At 72.1% G+C, this 22996-nt stretch carries 19 protein-coding genes and 1 pseudogene; 13 read left to right on the forward strand and 7 right to left on the reverse strand.

What is annotated here, in order from left to right; translation table 11 throughout:
- Positions 1-16: 16 nt before the first annotated feature.
- Both AB0F89_RS27600 and AB0F89_RS27605 read right to left on the reverse strand, forming a co-directional pair.
- Positions 17-1186 (reverse strand): ROK family protein, encoded by a 1170-nt coding sequence (locus tag AB0F89_RS27600; RefSeq protein WP_367128528.1) that lies wholly within the window; start codon positions 1184-1186, stop codon positions 17-19.
- Positions 1187-1241: 55 nt separating this feature from the next.
- Complete coding sequence (locus AB0F89_RS27605; RefSeq protein WP_367128529.1) at positions 1242-2597, reverse strand: cytochrome P450; 1356 nt, start codon at positions 2595-2597, stop codon at positions 1242-1244.
- 276 nt (positions 2598-2873) lie between these two features.
- On the opposite strand from AB0F89_RS27605, the gene AB0F89_RS27610 reads away from it, so the two are divergent.
- Entirely contained in the window at positions 2874-3872 is a 999-nt protein-coding gene (locus tag AB0F89_RS27610; protein WP_367128530.1) for an alpha/beta fold hydrolase, read from the forward strand.
- Positions 3873-4081: 209 nt separating this feature from the next.
- Here the strand turns inward: AB0F89_RS27610 and AB0F89_RS27615 are convergent, their stop codons facing one another.
- Positions 4082-5266, reverse strand: a complete 1185-nt coding sequence (locus tag AB0F89_RS27615; protein WP_367128531.1) for an acyl-CoA dehydrogenase family protein — start codon at positions 5264-5266, stop codon at positions 4082-4084.
- A 200-nt stretch (positions 5267-5466) separates the two neighbouring features.
- On the opposite strand from AB0F89_RS27615, the gene AB0F89_RS27620 reads away from it, so the two are divergent.
- Positions 5467-6156 carry a DUF899 family protein gene (locus AB0F89_RS27620; protein WP_367128532.1) on the forward strand — a complete coding sequence of 230 codons (690 nt, stop codon included), beginning with the start codon at positions 5467-5469 and terminating at the stop codon, positions 6154-6156.
- Positions 6157-6217: 61 nt separating this feature from the next.
- On the opposite strand, the gene AB0F89_RS27625 is transcribed toward AB0F89_RS27620, so the two are convergent.
- Positions 6218-6781 (reverse strand): TetR/AcrR family transcriptional regulator, encoded by a 564-nt coding sequence (locus AB0F89_RS27625; RefSeq protein WP_367128533.1) that lies wholly within the window; start codon positions 6779-6781, stop codon positions 6218-6220.
- A 308-nt stretch (positions 6782-7089) separates the two neighbouring features.
- Between AB0F89_RS27625 and AB0F89_RS27630 the strand changes: the two genes are divergently transcribed.
- Positions 7090-8316: an MFS transporter gene (locus AB0F89_RS27630; RefSeq protein ID WP_367139018.1), complete on the forward strand. Its 1227-nt coding sequence runs from the start codon at positions 7090-7092 to the stop codon at positions 8314-8316.
- Positions 8317-8557: 241 nt separating this feature from the next.
- Positions 8558-9211: pseudogene (locus AB0F89_RS27635) on the forward strand (PfkB family carbohydrate kinase); the annotation flags it as partial.
- A gap of 47 nt (positions 9212-9258) precedes the next feature.
- On the opposite strand, the gene AB0F89_RS27640 reads toward AB0F89_RS27635, so the two are convergent.
- Both AB0F89_RS27640 and AB0F89_RS27645 read right to left on the reverse strand, forming a co-directional pair.
- Positions 9259-10242: an RICIN domain-containing protein gene (locus AB0F89_RS27640; RefSeq protein ID WP_367128534.1), complete on the reverse strand. Its 984-nt coding sequence runs from the start codon at positions 10240-10242 to the stop codon at positions 9259-9261.
- Positions 10243-10396: 154 nt separating this feature from the next.
- Entirely contained in the window at positions 10397-11503 is a 1107-nt protein-coding gene (locus tag AB0F89_RS27645) for a substrate-binding domain-containing protein (protein ID WP_367128535.1), read from the reverse strand.
- A gap of 126 nt (positions 11504-11629) precedes the next feature.
- Here AB0F89_RS27645 and kduI point away from each other — a divergent pair, with 126 nt between their 5' ends.
- Both kduI and AB0F89_RS27655 read left to right on the forward strand, forming a co-directional pair.
- On the forward strand, positions 11630-12460 hold the full coding sequence (gene kduI / locus AB0F89_RS27650) for a 5-dehydro-4-deoxy-D-glucuronate isomerase (protein ID WP_367128536.1): 831 nt from the start codon (positions 11630-11632) through the stop codon (positions 12458-12460).
- The gene (locus AB0F89_RS27655) at positions 12457-13227 is read left to right on the forward strand and encodes an SDR family oxidoreductase (protein ID WP_367128537.1); all 771 of its coding nucleotides are present in this window, start codon (positions 12457-12459) and stop codon (positions 13225-13227) included. The genes kduI and AB0F89_RS27655 overlap by 4 nt, the downstream gene beginning before the upstream one ends.
- Positions 13228-13233: 6 nt before the next feature.
- Here AB0F89_RS27655 and AB0F89_RS27660 read toward each other — a convergent pair whose 3' ends face one another.
- A complete protein-coding gene (locus tag AB0F89_RS27660; protein WP_367128538.1) occupies positions 13234-14343 on the reverse strand; it encodes a substrate-binding domain-containing protein in 1110 nt (369 codons plus the stop codon).
- A gap of 279 nt (positions 14344-14622) precedes the next feature.
- Here AB0F89_RS27660 and AB0F89_RS27665 point away from each other — a divergent pair, with 279 nt between their 5' ends.
- The 7 genes from AB0F89_RS27665 to AB0F89_RS27695 all read left to right on the forward strand — a co-directional run bounded on the left by AB0F89_RS27665 (position 14623) and on the right by AB0F89_RS27695 (position 22980).
- The gene (locus AB0F89_RS27665; RefSeq protein WP_367128539.1) at positions 14623-16578 is read left to right on the forward strand and encodes a DUF2264 domain-containing protein; all 1956 of its coding nucleotides are present in this window, start codon (positions 14623-14625) and stop codon (positions 16576-16578) included.
- 54 nt (positions 16579-16632) lie between these two features.
- Positions 16633-17937 carry an ABC transporter substrate-binding protein gene (locus tag AB0F89_RS27670; protein WP_367128540.1) on the forward strand — a complete coding sequence of 435 codons (1305 nt, stop codon included), beginning with the start codon at positions 16633-16635 and terminating at the stop codon, positions 17935-17937.
- Positions 17938-18016: 79 nt separating this feature from the next.
- On the forward strand, positions 18017-18940 hold the full coding sequence (locus AB0F89_RS27675) for a carbohydrate ABC transporter permease (RefSeq protein WP_367128541.1): 924 nt from the start codon (positions 18017-18019) through the stop codon (positions 18938-18940).
- Positions 18937-19791, forward strand: coding sequence for a carbohydrate ABC transporter permease (locus AB0F89_RS27680; protein WP_367128542.1), 855 nt, complete (start codon positions 18937-18939; stop codon positions 19789-19791). Before AB0F89_RS27675 ends, AB0F89_RS27680 begins: the two co-directional genes overlap by 4 nt.
- 5 nt (positions 19792-19796) lie before the next feature.
- Positions 19797-20447: a hypothetical protein gene (locus tag AB0F89_RS27685; RefSeq protein ID WP_367128543.1), complete on the forward strand. Its 651-nt coding sequence runs from the start codon at positions 19797-19799 to the stop codon at positions 20445-20447.
- 41 nt (positions 20448-20488) lie between these two features.
- Positions 20489-21676: a glycoside hydrolase family 88 protein gene (locus tag AB0F89_RS27690; RefSeq protein ID WP_367128544.1), complete on the forward strand. Its 1188-nt coding sequence runs from the start codon at positions 20489-20491 to the stop codon at positions 21674-21676.
- The gene (locus AB0F89_RS27695) at positions 21673-22980 is read left to right on the forward strand and encodes a BNR repeat-containing protein (protein WP_367128545.1); all 1308 of its coding nucleotides are present in this window, start codon (positions 21673-21675) and stop codon (positions 22978-22980) included. Before AB0F89_RS27690 ends, AB0F89_RS27695 begins: the two co-directional genes overlap by 4 nt.
- Positions 22981-22996: the final 16 nt, after the last annotated feature.

Consider the following 22996-nt stretch of genomic DNA (forward strand, 5'->3'; position numbering starts at 1 on the left):
GTCCGTCCACGGGCGGTCAGACCAGCTGGGCGTCCAGGACCTGGGCCGAGAGCACGTGCTGGGTCACCATGGCGGCCGCACCGAGCACGCCCGCCTCCACCCCGACCCGGGACGCGACGATCCGCAGGTTCTCGGTGGCCAGCGGCAGGGAGCGGCGGTACACGGACTCCCGGACACCGGCGAGCAGCATCTCCCCCGCCTGCGCGACCATCCCGCCGACCACGACGAGCGACGGGTTGAACATGCTCACGCACGCCGCCAGCACGTCACCGATGTCGCGACCGGCCTGGCGCACGACCTGGCCCGCCTCGGGGTCGCCCGCCCGCACCAGGCGCACGACGTCCGCGGTGCTCGCGACGCCCACACCGCGCGCCTTCAGCCTGGCCACCAGCGCGGGACCGCCCGCGACCGCTTCGAGGCAGCCCGTGTTGCCGCACCGGCACAGCGCGTCGCCGCCGCCGGGCGCGTAGACGTGGCCCAGGTCGCCCGCCGCGCCGACCGCGCCCCGGTGCAGCACGCCGTTGCTGATGAAGCCCGACCCGATGCCGGTGGCGACCTTCACCACGATCATGTGCCGCTCGTCCGGGAACGCCGTCGCGTGCTCGCCCAGCGCCATCAGGTTGACCTCGTTGTCGACCAGCACCGGCACGCCCAGCTCGGCCCCCACCGCGGCGGGCACGTCGAACCCGTTCCAGCCGGGCATTATCGGCGGGTTGTTCGGCCGGCCGGACGAGTGCTCGACCGGTCCGGGCAGGCCGATGCCCACCCCCGACACGGTCGTCCCGTCCCCCGCGGGCAGCAGGTCGCGCCAAGCCCCGACCAGCAGCGGCAGGATCACCTCCGGCCCGTCGGCGATGTCGAGCCCGACCTCCTCGACCGCCAGCAGCCGGCACTCCAGGTCCGCCACGGCGACGGTGGCGTGGGTCGCGCCGACGTCGGCGGCGAGCACCAGGGAGGCGCGGGGGTTGAACGCGAACAGGCTCGCCGGGCGACCGCCGGTGGACAGGCTGCTGCCGATGTCGAGGATCAGCCCGGCGGCGAGCAGCGAGTCGAGCCGGGCGCGGACGGTGGAGCGGGCCAGGCCGGTCTCCGCCACGATGTCCGCCCGCGTGCGCGGCCTGCCGTCGACCAGCAGGCGCACCAACGCGGAGGGCGAGTCGGCGTCGAAGGGCCGGGCGCGTTCCATCCGCCCAGTCTCCCACCAGAGGGTTCTCGGCCCGTCGCGCGGTTCGCAGGGGTGGCTACCCCACCGCGGGCAGGCGGCTGGACGCGCGCATCCGCAGCCGGCGCGGCCGGATCACGGCGGCGGCGGCAGGGCGGACGTCCTCCTCGCCCGGCACGTGCTCCAGCCGCCACCGGGCCACGATCGACGCCAGCGCGAGCGTCGCCTCCATCAGGCTGAACTTGTCGCCGATGCACTTGCGCGCGCCGTTGGCGAACGGGACGAACGCGTGCCGCGCGGGCTTGCGGACCGGGTCCCAGCGGTCGGGGTCGAAGCGGTGCGGGTCGGGGTGCAGGTCGGGGTCGTGGTGGATCGGGTACGGGCTGTAGGCCAGCACCGTGCCCGCCGGCAGGGCGTGCCCGCCCAGCGTGGTGTCGGAGGTGACCTCACGGGTGAGGATGTACACCGGTGAGCGCAGGCGCAGCGTCTCGGTGACGACCCGACCGGTCAGCTCCAGCGCGGCGAGGTCGTCCGGGCCCGCGGTGCGTCCGCCCAGGACGGCGTCGACCTCGGCGTGCAGGCGTCGCTCGACGTCGGGGTGCCGCGCGATGAGGTGCAGCGCCCACACGAGCGTGACGGCCGTCGTCTCGCTGCCCGCCAGGTGGAAGGTGAGCATCTGGTTCACCACCTCGGTGTCGGACAGCGTCCGCTCCGCGCCGCTCGACTCCTCGTCGTACCCGGCGAGCAGCGCGGACAGCAGGTCGCCCCGGTCACCGCCCTCCGCCCGCCGGGCCGCGACGATCGCCTCCACCATCCCCCGGAGCCTGGCGTGCGCGCGGTCGAACCGGACGTTGACCGGGATCGGCAGCCTGGTCAACGCCCTGGGCATCATCATCCGCGGCAGCACGTCGGTGGCGAGCACGTCCGCGTCCTCCTGCGACTGCTTCAGCTCGGCGGGCGACAGCGTGTCGGAGAACATCGTGGCGGTCAGCACGTTCGTGGTGAGCATCGCCATCTCGGCGGGCACGTCGAGCACCTGCCCGTCCCGCCACACGTCGACCCGGTCGGCGACCTGCGCGGCCATTGTGCGGCCGTAGGCGTCGAACCGGCCGACGTGGAACGCGGGCTGCAACAACCGCCGCTGCCTGCGGTGCTCGTGGTGCGGGCAGGTGGACAGGTTGTTGCCCACCACTTCGCGCACCCGGTCGGCGAACGGGCCGCCCTTGTCGAACGTGCGGTCGTCCAGGAACATCTGCTGCGCCAGCCCGGCGTCGCACACGACGACCGCCTTGACCGGCCCCAGCGCGATGCGGACCAGCGGCCCCTGCCCGGCGAGCGAGCCGAGGAACCGCAGCGGATCGCGCATCATCGGCCAGGCGTGCCCGACCAGGGGCAGCCGACCCCGCGCCATGGGAATCCGGTTCGCTCGGTCCACTGGTGGCTCCTCCCGCATCCACCCCCATCGTGACCGGGTGATCACTGCGCGTCGACTACGGGAAGCCGATCGAGGCGTTCACGGATGAGCCCTCGGCGTCCCGGCAGACCCCGCCACCACAGGTGTGTTGGCGGCGGAGTTGTGCCTGTCGGCGACCGATTTCCCTTGTGCTCGACCGGTTCGGTCAAGTGGGCAAGGACGGAGTGGTAGTGGTCGAGGCGCTGGTGCGAGGGTTTCGGTGCATTCCACTTCGACACAGGACAGGGAAGGTGTGCCATGAGTGAGCAGTCGGCACCGGGCCGGGGCGTGGCAGCCGGGGTCAGTCACCGGTTCATCGAGACCAACGGCATCCGGATGCACATCGCCGAGCAGGGCGAGGGGCCGCTTGTCGTGCTGCTGCACGGCTTCCCCGAGACGTGGTACTCCTGGCGGCACCAGTTCGACGCGCTCGCGGCGGCCGGGTACCACGTCGTCGCCCCCGACCAGCGCGGCTACGGCCAGACCGACCGGCCGGAAGGCGTCGACCAGTACACGCAGCTGCACCTGGTCGGCGACGTCGTCGGCCTGATCGACGCGCTCGGCGAGGAGCAGGCCGTCCTGGTCGGCCACGACTGGGGCTCGCCGGTCGCCTGGAACACCGCGCTGCTGCGGCCCGACCGCGTCCGCGGCATCGTCGCGCTGGGCCTGCCCTACCTCCCGCGCGGCCCGGTGAGCGCGCTGACCGGGATGACGCAGGGCCTCGGCCCCGGCTTCTACATGAACTACCTGCAGACGCCCGGTGTGGCGGACGCCGAGCTGGCGCGGGACGCGCGGACCAGCGTCCTGCGCTTCTTCCAGTGGGGCTTCGGCGACTCGCCGCAGGCCGACGGGCCGAGCCTGCCGCTGGTGCCCGAGGGCGGCACGCTCTCCGACCTCCTCCCCGAGGCGGGCGCGCTGCCGGAGTGGCTGACCGAGGCCGACCTGGACGCCTACGCGGCCGACTTCGAGCGCACCGGCTTCACCGGCGGCCTGAACTGGTGGCGGACGATGAACGTCAGCTGGGAGCTCACGGCGCCGTGGCAGAGCGCGGCGATGACGACCCCGGCGCTGCACGTGTACGGCCAGCGCGACGGCAGCGTCAAGCTGCCGGGCCTGGACCAGCTGATCGCCAACCTGCAGATGCTCGTGCCGAACCTGACCGGCACGGTCGAGCTGCCCAACGTCGGGCACTGGACCCAGCAGGAAGCGCCGGAAGAGGTCAACGCGGAACTGGTGAAGTTCCTGGCCGGCCTCTAGACCCAGCCGCGGGGTCGGGCCGATCCACGCTCCCGGGACCCGCCGTCGCACTCGGACACCACGTCGAGTCGGCCGGCGGATCCCGGGAGCGTTCCGTCGTTCCCGGTGCGCGCAAGCTCCCTGTTCGAAGTGGACATGCGTCGACGCGACCATGCGGCCGGGTGTTCCGGCCGCATGGTCGCGTGGGGTTGGTGCTGTGGTGTTTGGGGTTAGAGGAGGGGGGTGTTGGGTTCGAGGCCGCAGAGGATGCGGCCGTAGGTTTCGAGGTTGGTGTTGGGGTGCAGGACGCCGTTGAGGTTGAGGGCTTGGATGTCGCGTTCGATGCGTTGCATGGGTTGGTCGGAGTAGATGGAGGAGCCGCCGCTGGCGGTGTTGAGGATGTCGACGGCTTCCTTGGCGCGCAGGCAGGCGGCGGCGGCGTCCATCTTGCCCAGGGCGCGTTCCTCCAGGGTCCAGGGTTGGCCGGTCTGTGCCTTGGTGTCGAGGCGTTCGGCGGCGCGGTGGACGTGGAATTCGGCTTCGTCGAGTTTGACGGCGGCCTGGGCGACCTGGATGTGGGTGATGGGGGCGTCGGCCTGGTGTTCGTAGTCGGTGTAGGTGATCTTGCGGTTGGGGAGGCGGTCGAAGAAGGCTTCGCGGGCGGCTTTGGCCATGCCCAGGGCGGAGGAGCTGGTGACGGCGACGGCGTGGGGGACGAAGGGCAGTTTCCAGGTCAGGGAGTCGGCGTTGAGCTTGGAGAGGTGTTGGCCGTGCATGAAGACGGGGAGCATGGGCAGGACGCGGGCGTGGGGGACGAAGAGGTTCTCGGCGATGGTGGTGACGCTGCCGGTGGCGCGCAGGCCGGCGGTGTGCCAGTCGTCGACGATGGTGAGGTCGGTCATGGGGATGGCGACGGTGGCGGGGACGTAGCCGCCGTCGTCGGTGGCCAGCAGGACGGAGTGGGTGTCCCATTGGCTGTGGGGGGCGCCGGAGTTGAAGTGCCAGCGTCCGTTGAGGATGACGCCGCCGTCGGTGGGGGTGGCGATGCCGCTGGCGTTGACGCCGCCGGCGATGCGGACGTTCGGGTCGGCGAAGATCTCGTCCTGGACCTCGTCGGGGAACAGGCCGGCCAGCCAGGAGCCCATGGTGAGGGTGGAGATGGTCCAGCCGACGGAGCCGTCGCCGCGGGCGAGTTCGGAGATGACGGCGGACACGGTGCGCACGTCGGACTCGTAGCCGCCGTAGCGGACCGGGACGCGCATCTTCATGATCCCGGCGTCGATGATGCCCTGGATCACGTCCTCGTGGATGACCCGGTGCTCGTCCTGCCAGGCGACGTGCTTGCGGATCAGGGGGACCAGGTCCGTCGCCCGGCCGACGAGGTCAACCTGCGGTGGCGCCTCACTGATCGTCATCTGCGCTCCTCGATACGAAGACGGGACTGTTCCGGCTGGGTGCCGACTCACCACCGGTTGGGAGCACTCTGGCACGGTGCCGCAATCGGGTACTTCTTCCACGTTGCGCACTTCCGGAAACACGCTGCAAAGGCGATCGGGATGCGCTATTGACATTCGTCCGACCGTGGGTGGCTTGCCCTTCCCGGTACAGTCGCCGCATGGACAAGCCGAAACCGGACATCGTGACGCTGGAAGAGTGGCGGCAGGCGCGGGACGAGTTGCGCGCGGCCGAGAAGGAAGCGACCCGGGCCGCCGACGCGCTCGCCGCGCGCCGCCGCCGATTGCCCATGGTGAAGTTCGACAACGGTTACGAGTTCGCCACCCCGGACGGCCCGAAGTCGCTCTTGGACCTGTTCGACGGTCGCGACCAGCTGATCGTCTACCAGTTCATGGACAACGGCCCGGACCGCTACTGCCCCGGCTGCACGTGGTTCACCGACAACATTCCCGCGAACGCGCCGCGCATGCTGGCCGACCAGGGCATCACCTGGGTCACGGCGTCCAACATGCCGCTGGAGCAGATCGAGCGGTACAAGGCGAAGATGGGGTGGGCGCTGCCCTTCGTGTCGTCCCGCGGCACGTCGTTCTCCGACGACTGCGACGCCGGTCGCGGTTTCATGCTGACCACGTTCCTGCGGGACGGTGACGACGTTTACCGGGCGTACAGCACCACGTCACGGGGAATCGAAAAACTGGTCTTCACCACCGGCGTCTTCGACCTGACGCCTTATGGTCGACAAGAGGACTGGGAGGATTCACCTGCCGGTTGGCCGCAGAACCCCACCTACGTCCTGCCGATCCCGATGGAATGGGACCATGTGTCCACCGGTTTCGGCAGCTACCGGTAGCGGTCGGCGACCGACCCGGAATTGTCGGAGAAGTCCGGTCCGACAACTCGGGGAGATCGCCTTATCCGACTTCGGCCCCGTCCGACCGGGGTTCGGCGTTCGCCAGGATCACCTCCGCCAGCCTCCGGGCCCGCTTGGCCGGACCGACCCGGCCGAGCGACTGGCCCGACGCGTACAGGCCCTCCAGGACCAGGGTGAGGTGGTCGGCCAGCTCGGCGGGGTGCTCGACGCCGAGCCGGTCGGTGAGGTCGCCGATGCTCTGCCTGATCCACGCCTTCGCCGCCATCGCGTTGCGGTGCCCGGGCAGCTCCGGGTCCCGGAACTCGGCCAACGTCCTCAGCAGCGCGCAGCCGCGGAACCGCTCCGAGGATATCTGCGCGTACACGAAGTCGAACAACGCCAGGACCTGGTCGCGGGGCTCCGGCCCGGCCGCCGCGATCACCTCCGTGTACATCGCCCGGAACTCCTGGTCCGCCCGCTCCACATAGGCCCCGACCAGGCCGTCCTTGGACGAGAACAGCCGGTAGAGCGTCGTCGGCGCGACACCGGCCTCGGCCGCCACCAGGTCGACCCCGGTGGCCCGGATGCCGTTGCGGGAGAACAGACCCTCGGCTACTCCCAGCACGTGGGAGCGGGTCTGAGCAGCGGTTCGACGCACGTTTCCCCCCGCGATTGCCATGTTAGGGATGGCTCCCTATAGTCTAGCTCGGCGACCGGACCGGGACCATCCCCGGACCACCCGCCACCGGAACCCCACGACCACACCCACGGACGTGACAGGGCCGGGACGGCACGCGCACCACCGAACCGCACGACGCGGGAGCAGGCGGGAACACGGGCACGGAGGCGGAACGACCCGCCCGTCCGACCGTCCCCACGCGACAGGACCACGCACCAGCCACACCACGTGACAGCGACAAGGAAGAAGTGCACATGAGTACCCAGCAAACGGCGCTGAGCCCCGGCAGGGCCAACCTGGTCCTGGCCACGCTGTTCCTCGGAATGTTCGTGCTGGGCAGCGGGGAACTGCTCGTGGTCGGCGTGCTGGACCTGATCGCCGCCGACCTGCAGGTCACCATCCCCGCCGCCGGCAACCTGGTCACCGTCTACGCCCTCGGCCTGGCCATCGGCGGACCCGTCCTGACCGCCCTGACCATCAAACTCGACCGCAAACTCGTCCTCATCGGCTCGGTCGCGCTGTTCGTCGCCTGCAACCTCGTCGCCGTGCTGACCCCCGACTACGCCGTCTTCATGATCGTGCGCTTCCTCATCGGCGCCTCACAAGGACTCTTCATCGCCGGCGCCTTCATCGCCGGCATGGCCGTCGTCGCCCCCGAACGCATGGGCCAGGCCATCGGCATCGTCGTCTCCGGCGTCTCCCTCGCCGGCGCCCTCGGCGTCCCCCTGGGCACCCTCGTCGGACAGACCCTCGGCTGGCGCGGCTCCTTCGTCGCCATCGTCGTCGGCGCCGTCATCACCCTGCTCGCCACCATCGCCCTGGTCCCCCGCGTCCCACCCGCCGGCGGCGGCGCCGCCCACCAGGCCAAGTACGCCTTCGCCCCCCGCGTCCTGGCCGTGCTCTTCCTCAACTTCATCGTCTTCTCCGCCACCTTCGCCGCCCTGACCTACATCGTCCCCTTCCTGCAGAACGTCACCGGCATCTCCGGCGCCTGGCTCAGCGCCTTCCTGCTCGCCTACGGCGTCGCCACCGCCATCGGCTCCTTCCGCGGCGGCAAATTCGCCGACTGGAACGCCTCCCGCACCCTCATCATCGGCTCCATCGGCCTGGCCGCATCCCTGCTGCTGCTCTACTTCGTCGGAACCGTCGCCTGGCTCGTCGCCCTCGCCCTGCTCGCCTGGGGCCTGTTCTTCTACAGCATGGTCCCCTCCCTGCAGGTCCGCGTCATCAGCCTCGCCGGCCCCGGCGGCCAACTCGCCCAATCCCTGCCCGTCTCCGCCGCCAACGTCGGCATCGCCCTCGGCGCCTTCGCCGGCAGCATCGCCATCGACAACTACAACGCCTCCGCCCCCATCATCGCCGCCGTCATCTTCGCCGTCATCACCATCGCCGTCGCCTGGGCCACCAGCTACCTCAAGCCCCCCACCGTCACCGACGACACCACCACCGCAACCCCCCAAACCGCAACCGAACCGGCGTGACCAACGTCCAAAGAGCACGGTGGTGACATCCCCCCGATCACGCCACCACCGCGCTCGCCCCTCGCACTCCGAACCGACCCCCCTCGGACGGACGCGACGACCGGGCCAGGCCGCTCCTGCGGCCTGGCCCGGTTCGCTGTGGCCCGAGCGCACTCGTTTCACTTTGACCGAGTTCAGCACTATCTGATCATTTGCGATCGGTTTGCTCGTTTGACTGGCCGAGGGAGTCGAGGTGGCCACTGTGCTGTGCGTCGGGGAGTCGACGGCCGTGCTCACCCCAGGCGAGCCCGGCCTGCCGGAAGAGGTCACCACCTGGCTGCGCGGCACCGGGGGCGCGGAGTCCAACGTGGCCTGTGCCCTGGCCGCGCTCGGCGTGCCGGTCGGCTGGGTGAGCGCGATGGGCGACGACCCGTTCGGCCGGGCGGTCGTCGGGGCCGTGGCCGTGGCCGCGACCGGCGTGGACGTGTCCCTGGTGCGGGTCGACGCCGGACGTCCCACCGGCCTCTACATCGAGGAGGTCGGCAAGGCGGGCAGCGCCATCACCGCGGCCCTCTCCCCTTCCTGCCTTGCACTGGTGCACGCCGTGCTCGACCACCCCGGCGTCACGACGTCCTTCGACGTCAACTGGCGGCCGGCCCTGTGGGGTGCGGACGGACCCGACACCCTCCGCTCCCTGGCCGCGAAGGCCGACGTCGTGCTGGTCGGTGACGACGAGGCCGGGGCGCTGTGGGGCGCGACGACCCCGGCCGCCGGCCGCGAGGTGCTGCCCGAGCCGCGAACCCTGGTCGTCAAGCAGGGCGCGGCGGGGGCGTCCGTGCTGCGAGCGGGGGAAGACCCGGTGTTCGAGCCCGCGCCGGCGGTGGACGTGGTCGAACCGGTCGGCGCCGGTGACGCGTTCGCGGCGGGCGGCCGGACGACCGCCCACCGGTCACACCCGACGTCCTACCTGCTCCACTGCTGGTTCGTGCCGCCGTTGCACGCCCGCTGCGCCACGGTCGCCCTGTCCGCAGTGGACGCGGAGGTCACGTCGAGGCACAGGGCGCTGTGCCTGGCGACCAGCCGGTGGTGGCCGCTGCCCGCGTTCTCCGCGTCCCACCGCTGGTTCGCGCCGTTGCACGGGTACTGCTTGAGCTGCGTCCCGGCCACCTGGCTCGCGCTCGGGATGTCCGCGCACTTGCCGCTGCGCCGGGCGGTCAGCGCGTAGGACGGCGAGGACACCGGGGTCACGGTGCCCGCGGCGGCGTCGATGGTCAGCTGGGACGCGTAGCTCATCGACATCGTGGTGCTGCTGGGGAAGGTCAGCGGCAGCCACACGTAGCGCGAGTCGTTGACCCGGCCGTCCCACGCGCCCGCCCACCGGTCGCCCAGGTACAGGTAGGACGTGGTCTGCGTGCCCTGGACCGGCAGCACGAACGCGGTCTGCGAGCCATAGGCTGTGCCGTCACCGATGTCGCGCAGCGCGCTCCACGTGCCCGCCACGCTGCTCGCCGTGGCGTACTTCTGCTGGTTCGGGTCCCAGCCGGTGGCGCCGGACGTGAGCAGGAAGTACACCCCGTCGCGCTTGAACATCGCGGGCGCCTCCCGCCACGAGCCGGCCCACAGCACGCGCACCCTGGACTCGACCTGCCGGTAGTCGGCGGTGAGGCGGTAGACGTGCAGGTCCGCGTTCTCGCGAGCGGCCGAGATCATGTAGCCGGCGCCGTCGTCGTCGCGGAACAGGGTGATGTCCCGCGACATGTGCCCCAGCGGGCGGAAGCTGCCGTGCCAGGTGTAGTCGCTGCCGTTCTCCTTGTGCGTCCACATCACGAAACGGCCGGTGGCGCTGTTGTAGATCACCTTCGGCCGTTCGATGTTGGCCACCGCCAGCCCGGCGTCGGATTGCTGCGTCAGCACGTCCCGCCGGATGCCGCCCCCGTGCGCGTGCACGACCGGCCCGCCGTGTCGACGAACTGCACTCCGTTGCTGATGGTGACCGGCGCCGCCGCGGCGACCGGCGCGAGCACCACCCCGAGCAGGACGAAGCCGAAAGCACACCCGAGCACAAAGCGCGACAGTTTCGCAAATGTTCGAAGAAGAACGTTCAGCGACGGGCGCGGGCCACCGGCGTGGTCGAGCCGCGTTCGCACAGCTCGGAGCTGAGCACGACCCGGCGCACGGGGCGGTCCGCTCCCCCGGTGAGGCGGTCCAGCACCAGTTCGACGGCGGTGCCGCCGATGGCGTACTTGGGCGGGCGCACGGCGGTGAGCGGCGGGTGGGCGAACCGGGCGACCTCGTCGTCGTAGGCGACGACCGCGAGGTCCGCGGGCACGCGCACGCCTCGTTCCTCGGCCCGCTGCACCAAGGACACCGCTTCGCGATCGGAGTGCACGACGAGCGCGGTGACGTGGTGCTCGGCGCACTGGTCCAGGACGCGGTCCACGTCCACGGCCCAGCCGGGCTCGTAGCAGGCGGCGACGAGCAGTTCCGGCACGGCGGGCAGGGACAGGGCGGTCATCGCGCGCCGCCAGCCCTCGCGGACGTGGCCGGTGGTGGGGCTGGAGGCGCTGGAGACCAGGCCGATGCGGACGTGCCCTTGACCGTGCAGGTGCCGCACGGCCAGTTCCGCGCCCGACGCGTGGTCCGTGCGGACCGACTCGACGTGCCGCCGGTAGGGGCCGGACACCGCCGAGCGCTCGACCAGGACGACGGGCACGGGCAGGGACGTCAGCCACGCCACCAGCTCCTCGGCGCCCTCGCCCCGGGTGGGCGGCGCGACGAGCAGCGCGTCCACGGCGCCGTTGCCGATCATCCACTCGACCTGGTGGCGGACGTCGTCCACCCGGTAGGACGCGCCGCGCAGCACGAGCCGCGCGCCGCTGTCGTGCGCCGCGTCCTGCGCGCCGCGGATGACCTCGGGCCAGTAGTAGTCCAGTGACGGCACGACCATGCCGATGGCGGACGTGGCGCCCGGACCGCTCCCGGCACCCGGCACGTCGGCGAGCCGGACGCCGCCGTGCACCCGTTCGACCAGTCCTTCGGCGGCCAGGCCGTTGACGTCCCGGCGGACGGTGACCGGGGTGACGCCCATGATCCGGGCGATGGCCGTGATGCGCAGGACGCCCCGGCCGGACAGGTGCTCCAGCAGCCACTGCCTCCGGTCCGCGGGCAGCATCGCGCTCCGGTCGACCGCCTGCGGGCTGTCCGTCATCACCACACCCCCTGATCGAAAGTGATCGTAACAAACGAAGCGAACAGTATTGCTCTCCGGTTCTGTCTGAGATTGACTGTTTTTCCTATTGACGTGGTGAAGTGATCGAGCAAGGAGGGCGACGGCGTGGATCAGCGCTTCGCGATCGGGCCGGAGCAGGTGCGGTCCCTGGGCACGGAGGACCTGCGGCGGCACTACCTGGTCGAGGACTTGTTCGCCGACGACGAGGTGCGCGCGGTCTACAGCCACCACGACCGGGTCGTGCTGGTCGGGGCGTTGCCGCGGACCGGGCCGCTGAGCCTGCCGACGTTCCCCGAGATCCGGTCGGAGCACTTCTTCGAGCACCGCGAGGCCGGGATCGTCAACGTCGGCGGTCCGGGCGCGGTGGTCGTGGACGGCGTCGAGCACCGGCTGGAACCGACGGCGTGCCTCTACATCGGGCGTGGCGCGGTGGAGGTGTCGTTCTCCTCCGACGACGCCACGACGCCCGCCGCGTTCTACCTCTTCTCCGCCCCCGCGCACACCGCGCACCCGACGGTGCTGGTCGAGCCGGGCGGCGGCACGGTGCGCGAGCTGGGCGACCCGCTGACGTCCAACCGCCGGACGTTGACGCAGTACATCCATGAGAACGGCGTGCGCAGCTGCCAGGTCGTGATGGGCGTGACGACGCTGCACGCCGGGAGCATGTGGAACACGATGCCCGCGCACACGCACGTCCGCCGCACGGAGGTCTACCTGTACTTCGACCTGCCCGAGGACGCCCGGGTGGTGCACCTGATGGGTGAGCCGACCGAGACCCGGCACCTGGTCGTGGCCGACCGGCAGGCCGTCATCTCGCCCCCGTGGTCGCTGCACAGCGGTGTCGGCACCGCGTCGTACAGCTTCGTGTGGGCGATGGCGGGCGAGAACCAGTCGTTCGACGACATGGACCCGCACCCCGTGGCAGGTCTGCGGTGACGCCCGGGGTCACCGGCCTGTTCGACCTGACCGGTCGGACGGCGGCCGTCACCGGCGCCGGTCGGGGCATCGGGCTCGCGGTGGCCCGACTGCTGGCGGCGGCGGGCGCCGACGTGGTCGGAGTCAGCTCGTCCATGCCGGAGGGCGGGAGCGCGGTCCGGGCCGCGGTCGAGGGCGAGGGGCGGGTGTTCACCCCCGTCCGCACCGACCTCGCCGACCCCGGTCAGGTGGCCGCGCTGGGCGAGCGGCTGGCCGGGATGGCGGTGGACGTGCTGGTCAACAACGGCGGGACGATCCGGCGCGCGCCGGCCGCCGAGCACAGCGACGCCGACTTCGACCACGTGCTGGCGGTCAACCTGCGGGCGACCTGGTCGCTGTCGCGCGACGTCGGCCGGGCGATGCTGGCGCGCGGGTCGGGCCGGATCGTCAACGTCGCGTCGATGCTCAGCTTCCAGGGCGGCATCACCGTTCCCGGTTACACCGCCTCGAAGTCCGCCGTCGCGGGGCTGACCAGGGCCCTGGCCAACGAGTGGGCGCACCGCGGGGTCAACGTCAACGCCGTCGCGCCCGGCTACGTCGCCACCGACAACACCGCCGCGCTGCGCGCCGACCCGGACCGCGACCGGTCCATCCTGGACCGGATACCGGCCGGGCGCTGGGCCGAGCCGGAGGACATCGCGGGCGCGGTGCTGTTCCTGTGCTCCCGCGCGGCCGACTACGTGCACGGGGTCGTGCTGCCCGTGGACGGCGGTTGGCTGGCCAGGTGACCGGGGTCAGCCGGGCGGCGGGGCCGTCGAGCCGCGCACGCGCAACGACGGCGTGATCACCACCCGGTGCGTCGGGCGGTCCGGTTCGGCCAACCGGGCCGCCAGCAGCGACACCGCCGCCCGCCCGATCGAGCGCCGGGGCGGTCGCACCGCCGTCAGCGCGGGCGTGAACAACGCCGCCACCTCGTCGTCGTAGGCCACCACCGACAGGTCCGACGGCACCCGCACGCCGCGCTGCTCGGCCCGTTGGACGAGGGCCATCGCCTCGGCGTCGGCGTGCACGAGCACCGCTGTGGTCCCGGTCGCGGCCAGCTGGTCCAGCACCTCGTCCAGCGCGGCGTCCCAACCGGACGTGGCGGGCCTGGGCACGGCGGCGTCCACAGCGGACCCCGGTTCCAGCCCCGCCGCCTCGCACCCGTCCCGCCAACCGTGCCGCACGTGCGGCGAGGTCGGGCTGTTCTCGCTGGTGACGACACCGACCCGGCGGTGGCCCAGACCGGCCAGGTGGTGCACGGCCATCGCCGCGCCCAGCGCGTGGTCGGTGACGACGGACTCCACCACCGCGTGCCGCGGCCCCGCCGTCACCGCGCGCTCGACCAGCACCACCGGCGTGTCGAGCGTGCTCAGCCACTCCAGCGTCGTCTCGGCGCTCGGGGCGGTCAGGCTCGGCGCGACGATCAGGCCGCACACGTCCTCGTTGTCCAGCAGGCGTTCCAGCTGCGGGCGGTCGTCGGCGCTCTCGTAGGACGACCCGCGCAGCAGCACCTGCAACCCGTGCCCGGACGCCTCCTCCTCCGCGCCGCGGACCACCTCGGGCCAGTAGTAGTCCAGTGACGGCACCAGCATCCCGGCGGCGCCCTGGCTCGCGCGCTCGACCGCCGCGTCGACCGGCCGCGCGCCGTGCGGCCCGGCTTCGGTGAGGCGGAGCGTCGCGCCACCGTGCACGCGGCGCAGCAGCCCTTCGCCCGCGAGGTGGGCGATGTCGCGGCGCAGGGTGACCGGGGTGACGCCCAACCTCTCGCTCAGGTCGGAGATCCGCACGGTGCCGTCGCGGTGCAGCGCCTCCAGGATGGACGCGCGGCGGTCGGCGGCGAGGGTGCGCGACTCGGGGTTCACGGCGCACCCACCCCAGCGGAACCGGTCCCCGTGCGCGCTCTCGTCACCGTTGGTCCTCCTGTCGTTGATCGCGTCCATTATGTCGCCGGCCGCCGAGGACGACGTGCCGCGACAGGCCGCGCCCGGCGGAGCGCCCGAGTCCGATCAAGAGGACGCCCTGTGACTCTTGACACGATCACTCGTGCACGTATTTACTCTTTAGCACTTCAAGCGATCAAAAGCGAAAGCAAGTGCGCACCGCTGTGATCGAACGACGTCCGACGCTGGAGGACGGGACCCATGCCGCCATCTTCGCCCGCGCCGACCGACGCTGCCGCCACCTGGACCCGCGACCGGTGGGCCGCCCTGGCCGACGACGTGCTGCGCGCGGTCCGCCCGCACAGCTCGCCCCGGCACGCGCGCATCGCCCTGCCCGGCCCCACCGGCGGGTACGGCGCCGACGTCGACGCGCTGGAGGGCTTCGCCCGGACGTTCCTGCTCGCCGGCTTCCGGATCGCGGGCGAGCGCGGCGCGGACCCGGACAACCTCGCCGAGTTCTACGCCGAGGGCATCGCCGCGGGCGCCGACCCGCACTCCCCCGAGCGCTGGGTCCGCCTGGACGAGCACGGCCAGGCCAAGGTCGAGGCCGCCTCCCTCGCGCTCACCCTCGACCTGACGCGCCCCTGGCTGTGGGACCGCCTGGACCCGGTGGTGCAGGAGCAGGTGGTGGACTACCTGGCGCACGCCGTGGGCGACCGGACGTACCCGCGGATCAACTGGGTCTGGTTCCGGCTGGTCGTGCAGACGTTCCTGCGCTCGGTCGGCGGCCCGTGGTCGGCCGACGACGTGGCCGACGACCTCGCCGCCCACGACGGCTTCCTGCGCGAGGACGCCTGGATGTCCGACGGCCACGAGCGGGCGTTCGACCACTACGTCGGCTGGGCGCTGCACCTCTACCCGGTCCTGTGGGCCCGCATGGCGGGCGCGGCCGACCTCGCCGGTGCCCGCCGCGAACGGGACGTCGCGCTGCTGGACCGCTTCCTGCTCGACGCCGTCCACCTGGTCGGCGCGGACGGCTCGCCGCTGATCCAGGGCCGCAGCCTGACCTACCGGTTCGCCGCCGCCGCGCCCTTCTGGGTCGGAGCCCTCGCCAACGTCCCCTCCACCCCGCTCGGCGTCCTGCGCCGGGCCGCGACGGGGGTGGTGCGCCACTTCGTGGACCGCGGTGCGCCCGACAAGAGCGGGCTGCTGAACCTGGGCTGGCACGGGCCGTGGCCGCGGATCGCGCAGTCCTACTCCGGAACGGGCTCGCCGTACTGGGCGGTCAAGGGGATGCTCGGCCTCGCCCTGCCCGCCGACCACCCGGTGTGGGCGGCCGACGAGCTGCCGCTGCCGGTCGAGCGGGGCGACTTCGTCCGGGCGGTCAGGGCGCCGGGCTGGCTGCTCAGCGGCACGGCGGCCGACGGCGTGGTCCGGGTCGCCAACCACGGCACGGACCACACCGTCCCCGGTGACACCAAAGGCGACTCCCCGCTCTACGCGCGCTTCGGCTACTCCACCGCCACCAGCCCCCTGCTCGACCCCGACAGCTGGGTCGACCCGCGGGACCAGGCCGTCGTGCTGGTCGACGCCGAGGGCCGCGGCACCCACCGGGCCGGGATGGACGTCGGCGGGGTCCGGGTCGTCGACGCGGACGGCGTGCCCGTCGGCGTCGGCTCGTCCGGCGGCGCGGTGCGCTGGTTCGAACCCGACGAGGTGCAACCGCACCAGCACGGGACGGGGTGGCTGGGGCGCAGCCACGACGCCGGGGCGATCACCGCGCGCTCCCTCGTCCGCGGCCCGTGGGAGGTGCGCCTGGTCCGCGTCGACCGCGTCGCCGAAGACCGCCCGCCGACGGCGCTGCGCGTGTCCGGCTGGCCGGTGGCGGGCGCGCCCGCCGACACCGACCGACCGCGCGCGCCGAGCGCCCTCGGCGCCGACAGGAGCCGATCGACGCTGGTCGCCCTGCTGGGCGACGTCACGGACTCGGGGGTGACGACCCGCGCCGACGCCAGTCCCCTCGGCCCGGTCGCCGCCGTCCCGTGGCTGCGCCACCCGGTCGTCGTCGGCGAGTGGTTCGCCGTCCTGGTGGAGCTGACCCGCGACCACGCGCCCTGGTCGGCCGAGCCGGGGGTCGAACTCCGGCACGACGGCCCGACGACCCACGTCACCGCCCGGTGGCCCGACGGCGCGCTGACCCGGGTCGCGCTGCCCTGACGCCCGCACCGCCTCGCCCGCTCCCCCGTGGCCCTACCAGGAAGTGAAGGAACCATGCAACGCAGGCACCCCCGACGGACCGTCATCGCCGCCGCCGTCGCCGCCCTCGCCCTCGTCGCCACCGCGTGCGGCTCGGGCGGAGGCTCCGACAGCGGTGGTCCGGTCACCCTGTCGATGAGCGCGTGGAGCCTGAACTCCACCCCGGAGTTCAAGAAGCTCGCCGAGACCTTCCACGCCCAGAACCCCGACATCACGGTGGAGTTCAAGGAGTACGACCCCACCAACTACGACACCCAGCTCACCGCCGACCTCGCCGCGGGCAGCGGACCGGACGTCTTCGTCCTGAAGACCCTCAAGCACTTCTTCACCTACCAGAGCGGCGAGCAGCTGCTGGACGTCTCCGACGTCGCCGGCGGGCTCGGCGGCGACGTCAACGGCCTGGGCAACTACGAGGTGGACGGAGCGACGTTCGCCATCCCCTACCGGCAGGACTCCTGGTACCTGTACTACAACAAGGACCTGTTCGCGAAGGCCGGCGTGACGCCGCCCGACGCCACGTGGACGTGGGCGCAGTACGAGACGGCCACCACCGACCTCGACACCGGGCTGAAGGCGGCGGGCTCCCCGGCGAAGGCCGCCTACCAGCACGTGTGGCAGTCGACGGTGCAGGGCCTGGCGCTGGCGCAGTCGCCGGGGGCCGAGCTGACCAGCGGCGACTACGGCTACCTCAAGCCCTACTACGAGCGCGCCCTGGAGCAGCAGGCGTCCGGCGAGCAGGTGGACTACGGCACGGCCACCACCAACACCCTCCAGTACCAGGCGCAGTTCGGCACCCAGCAGGCCGCGACGATGGTGATGGGCAGCTGGTACGTGGCCACGCTCGTCGCCCAGCAGAAGTCCGGCGACGCGCAGGCGTTCCAGTGGGGCTTCGCGCCGGCGCCGCAGCGCGACGAGAGCACCAAGGACAAGCCGGTCACCTTCGGCGACCCCACCGGCATGGGCATCAACGCCGGGATCGACGAGGGCAAGGTCGCGGCGGCCAAGAAGTTCCTGGCGTTCGCCGCGGGCGAGGGCGGCGCCGCGGCACTGGCCTCCATCGGCATCACGCCCGCGACGCTGTCGGACTCGGTGACGAAGGCGTACTTCGAGGTGCCGGGCGTGCCGACCGACGAGCTGTCCCGCTTCGCGTTCGAGAACCACGAGACCAAGGCGGAGAACCCCGTCTCCCCGATGACGGCCGCGCTGCAGAACATCCTGCTCGAAACCCACTCCGCGATCATGTCCGGCAGCACGCCGGTGGACGAGGCCCTCCAGCAGGCCGGGACCCGGGCGCGCGAGGAGGTCATCGAGGCGCAGTGATCCGCACCGCGGGTCCGGCCGGGAGGGCCGGACCCGCGCCGGTCCCCACGAACCCCACCTACGCAGGAGCACAACACCGATGAGCACCACGACGGTCGGCGACCCACCCGCGAGCGCGGTCCGCGCGAAGCGGTGGCACAAGGCGCGCCGGTCGCTGGAGGGCGTGTCCTTCATCCTGCCGAACTTCCTCGGGTTCGGCCTGCTGACCCTGGGCCCGGTCGTCGCGCTGTTCTACATCTCGTTCACCAACTGGAACGTGTTCGGCACGGCCAAGTGGATCGGCCTGGACAACTTCACCCGCCTGCTGGCCGACAAGAGCTTCCACCGGGCGCTGCTCAACACCCTGTACTACTCGGCGCTGCACATCCCGCTCACGCTGGTGCTGTCGCTGGGCCTGGCCCTGCTGCTCAACCGCGAGCTGCGCGGCGTGGCCTTCTTCCGCACCGCCGCGTTCTTCCCCTACATCACCTCGATCGTGGCCATCGCGATCGCGTGGAACCTGCTGTTCAGCAAGGACGCCGGTCCGCTGAACCAGATCCTCGGCCTGTTCGGGGTGGACGACCCGCCCGGCTGGACCGCGTCGTCGGACTGGGCCATGCCCGCGGTGATCATCGTCGGCGTGTGGCGGGAGATGGGCTACTACATGCTGCTGTTCCTGGCCGGGCTGCAGACCGTGCCGCCCGAGCTGCACGAGGCCGCGCGCATCGACGGCGCCACCGCCTGGCAGCGCTTCCGCAACGTGACCCTGCCGTGCCTGCGCCCCACCACGTTCTTCGTCACCGTGATGCTCACCATCGGCAGCTTCAAGGTGTTCGACCTGATCCTGGTGATGACCAACGGCGGGCCCGGCCAGTCCACGCTGGTGCTGTCGCAGTACATCTACCAGAAGGGCCTGGTGGAGAACCGGTTCGGCTACGCCTCCGCGATCTCCGTCGTGCTGTTCGCGCTCTGCATGCTGGTCACCGTCGTGCAGTTCGCCGTCAACCGCAGGAGGGCCGCATGACCGCGCTGGACGACCACCGCGTCGGCAGGGGTTCGTTCCCGGTCGGCAAGGTGCTGGGCTACGCGGCGCTCGTCGTGGCGGCGGCCGCGTTGCTGCTGCCGTTCTTCTGGATGGTCTCCTCGTCGCTGAAGACCTCCAACACCGTCTTCACCAACCCGGTCACGTGGTTGCCGGACGTGCCGCGGTGGCGCAACTACCTGGAGATCTGGCGCGTCTCCGACATGCTGGTGTGGTTGAGGAACACCGTCGTGCTGTCGGTCGTGGTCACGTTCCTGCAGCTGTTCACCGGCAGCTTCGCCGCCTACGGGTTCGCCAAGGCCCGCTTCCCCGGCCGCAACCTGCTGTTCGTGCTCTACATCGGCACGATCGCCGTGCCGTGGCAGGCGTACATGATCCCGCAGTTCATCTTCATGTCCGAGATCGGCCTGACCGACACGCTCTGGTCGATCATCGCGCTCCAGGCGTTCGGCGCCTTCGGCGTGTTCCTGATGCGCCAGTACTACGCCACGATCCCCGACGAGCTGTGCGAGGCCGCCCGCGTGGACGGCCTGAGCGAGTACGGCATCTACTTCCGGATCGTGCTGCCGCTGTCGGTGCCGGCGCTGGCCAGCCTGGCGCTGCTGACGCTCGTGACGACGTGGAACGACTACCTCGGGCCGCTGATCTACCTGCGCGACCCCGACCTGTGGACGATCCAGCTCGGCCTCAAGACGTTCGTCAGCGAGTACAGCGCCGAGCACGCGTTGATCATGACCGGGTCGGTGCTGTCCGTGCTGCCCGTCGCGATCGTGTTCCTGCTCGGCCAGAAGTACTTCGTCCAGGGCATCGCCACCAGCGGCATGAAGGGTTGAGCACCGTGAAGCACGAGACCTACGACCGGGTGTTCGGCACCGCCTACACCCTGCTGGCCACCAGCGCGCTCGTCGTGGGCGCGACCGCGCCGCTGCTGGCCGTCCTGCTGCTCACCCCCGTGACGACGACCTGGCCGCTGCTGCTGCCGACCGCCCCGCTGCTGGGTCCGGCCGTCGCCGCCGCCCACGCGGTGTTCACCGCCGCCGCGCGGGACGGCGGCGCGCCCGTCGTGCGCGGCTACCTGCGCGCCTGGCGGCAGCACGCCCGCCGCGCCCTGGCGGTGTCCGGCGCCGCGACCGCGCTGCTGCTCGTCGTGGCGGTCGACATCCGCGCCGCCTGGGGCACGTCGGTCGGCGCCGTCGCCATCCCCGTCCTGGCCGTCCTCGCCGCGCTCACCACCGTGACGGCCCTGGTCGCGCTCACCGCCGTGGTCGAGCGCCCCGACCTGCCGGTCCGCCGGCTCCTGCCCGCCTGCCTGGCCCTGGCCGTGCGCGCGCCGCACTTCACCGCCACGTCGCTGGTCGCGTTGTGGGTGCTGGCAGCCGCCGTGACCGCCGCGCCCGTCCTGGCGGTCGCCCTGCTCACCGGCCCGGCGCTGTACGTGGTCTGGGTGGGCAGCCGCGCGACCCTGCAGCCCGTCCGCACCACGCCCTAGCCCACGCGCCGTCCCCGTCACCCGTCCCGAGGGAGAAACCTGTGTCCGCGGAAGCCGACCGCGCCGTGCCCGTCACCACCGACGTCCTGGACGCGGCCTGGACCGCCGCCGTGGCGACGGTGCGCGGCAACCTCGCCGACTTCGCCGCCTGGTACCCCGACGACACCACCACCGCGGGTGTCTACCGGCCGCGCACCGCCCGTGACGGCCGGCCGGAGGGCTCCAACGTCGGGTGGACCACCGGCTTCTGGCCGGGGATGCTCTGGCTGACCTGGGAGGGCACCCGCGACGACGACGTGCTGGGCGCCGCCCGCGACCAGGTCGACGCCTTCGCCGACCGCGTCGCCGACGGCGTCGACCTCGACACCCACGACCTGGGCTTCCTCTACACGCTCTCGTGCGTGACGCCGGCGCGGCTGTTCGACCACCCGCGCGCCCGCCGCGCCGCCCTGGACGCCGCCGACCACCTGATGACCCGGTTCCTGGAACCGGCGGGCATCGTGCAGGCGTGGGGCGACCTCACCGACCCGCTGCAACGCGGTCGCACGATCATCGACAGCCTGATGAACATGCCGCTGCTGTACTGGGCGGCCGAGACCACCGGTTCCGCGCGCTACGCCGAGGCCGCCGTCCGGCACACCGAACAGCTCGAACGCCACATCATCCGCCCGGACGGCACCACGTTCCACACCTACTACTGGGACGCCGACAGCGGCGAACCGCTCAAGGGCACCACCGAGCAGGGCCACGAGGACGGCTCGTGCTGGGCCCGCGGGCAGGCGTGGGGCGTCTACGGCTTCGCCCTGGCCCACCGCCACACCGGACGACGCGCGTTCCTCGACGCCGCCCGGCGGTGCGCCGACCGCTTCCTGACCCGACTGCCCGAGGACCGGGTCGCCTACTGGGACCTGGTCTTCACCGACGGCAGCGACCAGGAACGCGACTCCTCGGCCGCCGCCATCGCCGTCTGCGCGCTCGACGAGCTGGCCGACCAGCTCGGCGGCGACACCGCCGCGCCGCGCTACCGCGCCGAGGGCGACGCCATCCTGGCCAGCCTGGCGACCGGCTACTCCACCGCGCACGACGGCACGTCCAACGCCCTGCTGCTGCACGGCGTCTACGACAAGCCCAAGAACGTCGGCGTGGACGAGGGCAACCTGTGGGGCGACTACTTCTACCTGGAGGCGCTGCTCCGCCGACGTCGGCCCGACTGGCGGAGCCCCTGGTGACCGCCCCTCGGGTGACCCTGGTGTCGGACACGGAGTTGGACGCGTCCGCGTTGTTCTTCGTGTCCTACGACGGCGTGGTGAACAACAACTTCTTCCAGCAGGACGCGCTGCTCACCCACGCCGGGCTCCAGTACGCCACCTGGTACACCGCCAGTCGGCACGCCGTCGTGGCCCGCCGACCGCTCGACGGGCCGTGGGAGCACGTCCCGCTGCCCCACCGCCTGCGGGCCGACGACTCCCACAACGTGATCTCGCTGGGAATCTCGCCGACCGACGGCGCCCTGCACGTCGCCATGGACACCCACGACAACCGGATCTTCTACACCCGGTCCGCGCCGGACGTGGCGACGCGGCCGTGGACGCCCTCGGTCTTCGGGGAGGTGCGGCGCACCCTGGGCGGGCTCGACCTCGGCGACATCACCTACCCGCAGTTCCTCGTCACGCCCGAGGGGGCGTTGCAGCTCAGCTACCGCACCGGCCGCTCGGGTGACGGCGTCAACGAACTCGCCGAGCACACCGGCGGCCGGTGGCACGCGCTCGGCGCGTGGTCCTCCGCCACCGGCGACTACCGCGCGCCCAACGGGGCGGTGTCCACCACCCGCAACATGTACCTGCACGGCCTGGTCTACGACCGGCGCGGACGCCTGCACACCGCGTTCACCTGGCGCGAGGGCGACGCCGCCGTGCTGCGCGACCGCGGCGGCCTCGCCAACCACGACACCGGCTACCTCTACAGCGACGACCGGGGCCGCACCTGGCACGACGACACCGGCGCGACCTCGGGGACCACCGGGGGCGAGCCGGTGGGCGTGTCCTCCCCCGGGATCGTCGTCGACCCGCTCGGGCCGGACCACGGGTTGATGAACCAGGAGAGCCTGGCCGTCGACTCCACCGGCGCGCCGCACGTGCTGATCAGCTACGTCCCCGACCACCGCGTCACGGACTACCCGCGCGACCGCGCGCGGCACGGCCGGGTGTTCCACCTCCGGCGCGGCCCGGGCGGCTGGATCAAGCAGCAGGTCCCGGTCCCGCCCGGCAGCACTCAGCGCACCAAGCTGGTCCTCGACCACGCCGACAACGCCCACCTCGTCATGCCGAGGGGCCGGATCGTCACGGCGAGCCGGGCCGCCGGGTGGACCGACTGGACGACCGCCTTCGACCCCGCGCCGCTGCGCGCGTTCGGGGAGGTCAACGTCGACACCTCGCGCGTCGCCGTGGACGGCGTCCTGTCGGTGCAGTACCAGCGGACCTCCACCGGCGCCACGCCGTCACCGATCCGGGTGGCCGACTTCCGCCTCGGCTGACCTCCGGCTCGGCCGG

Source organism: Saccharothrix sp. HUAS TT1, from assembly GCF_040744945.1.
Lineage (GTDB): Bacteria > Actinomycetota > Actinomycetes > Mycobacteriales > Pseudonocardiaceae > Actinosynnema.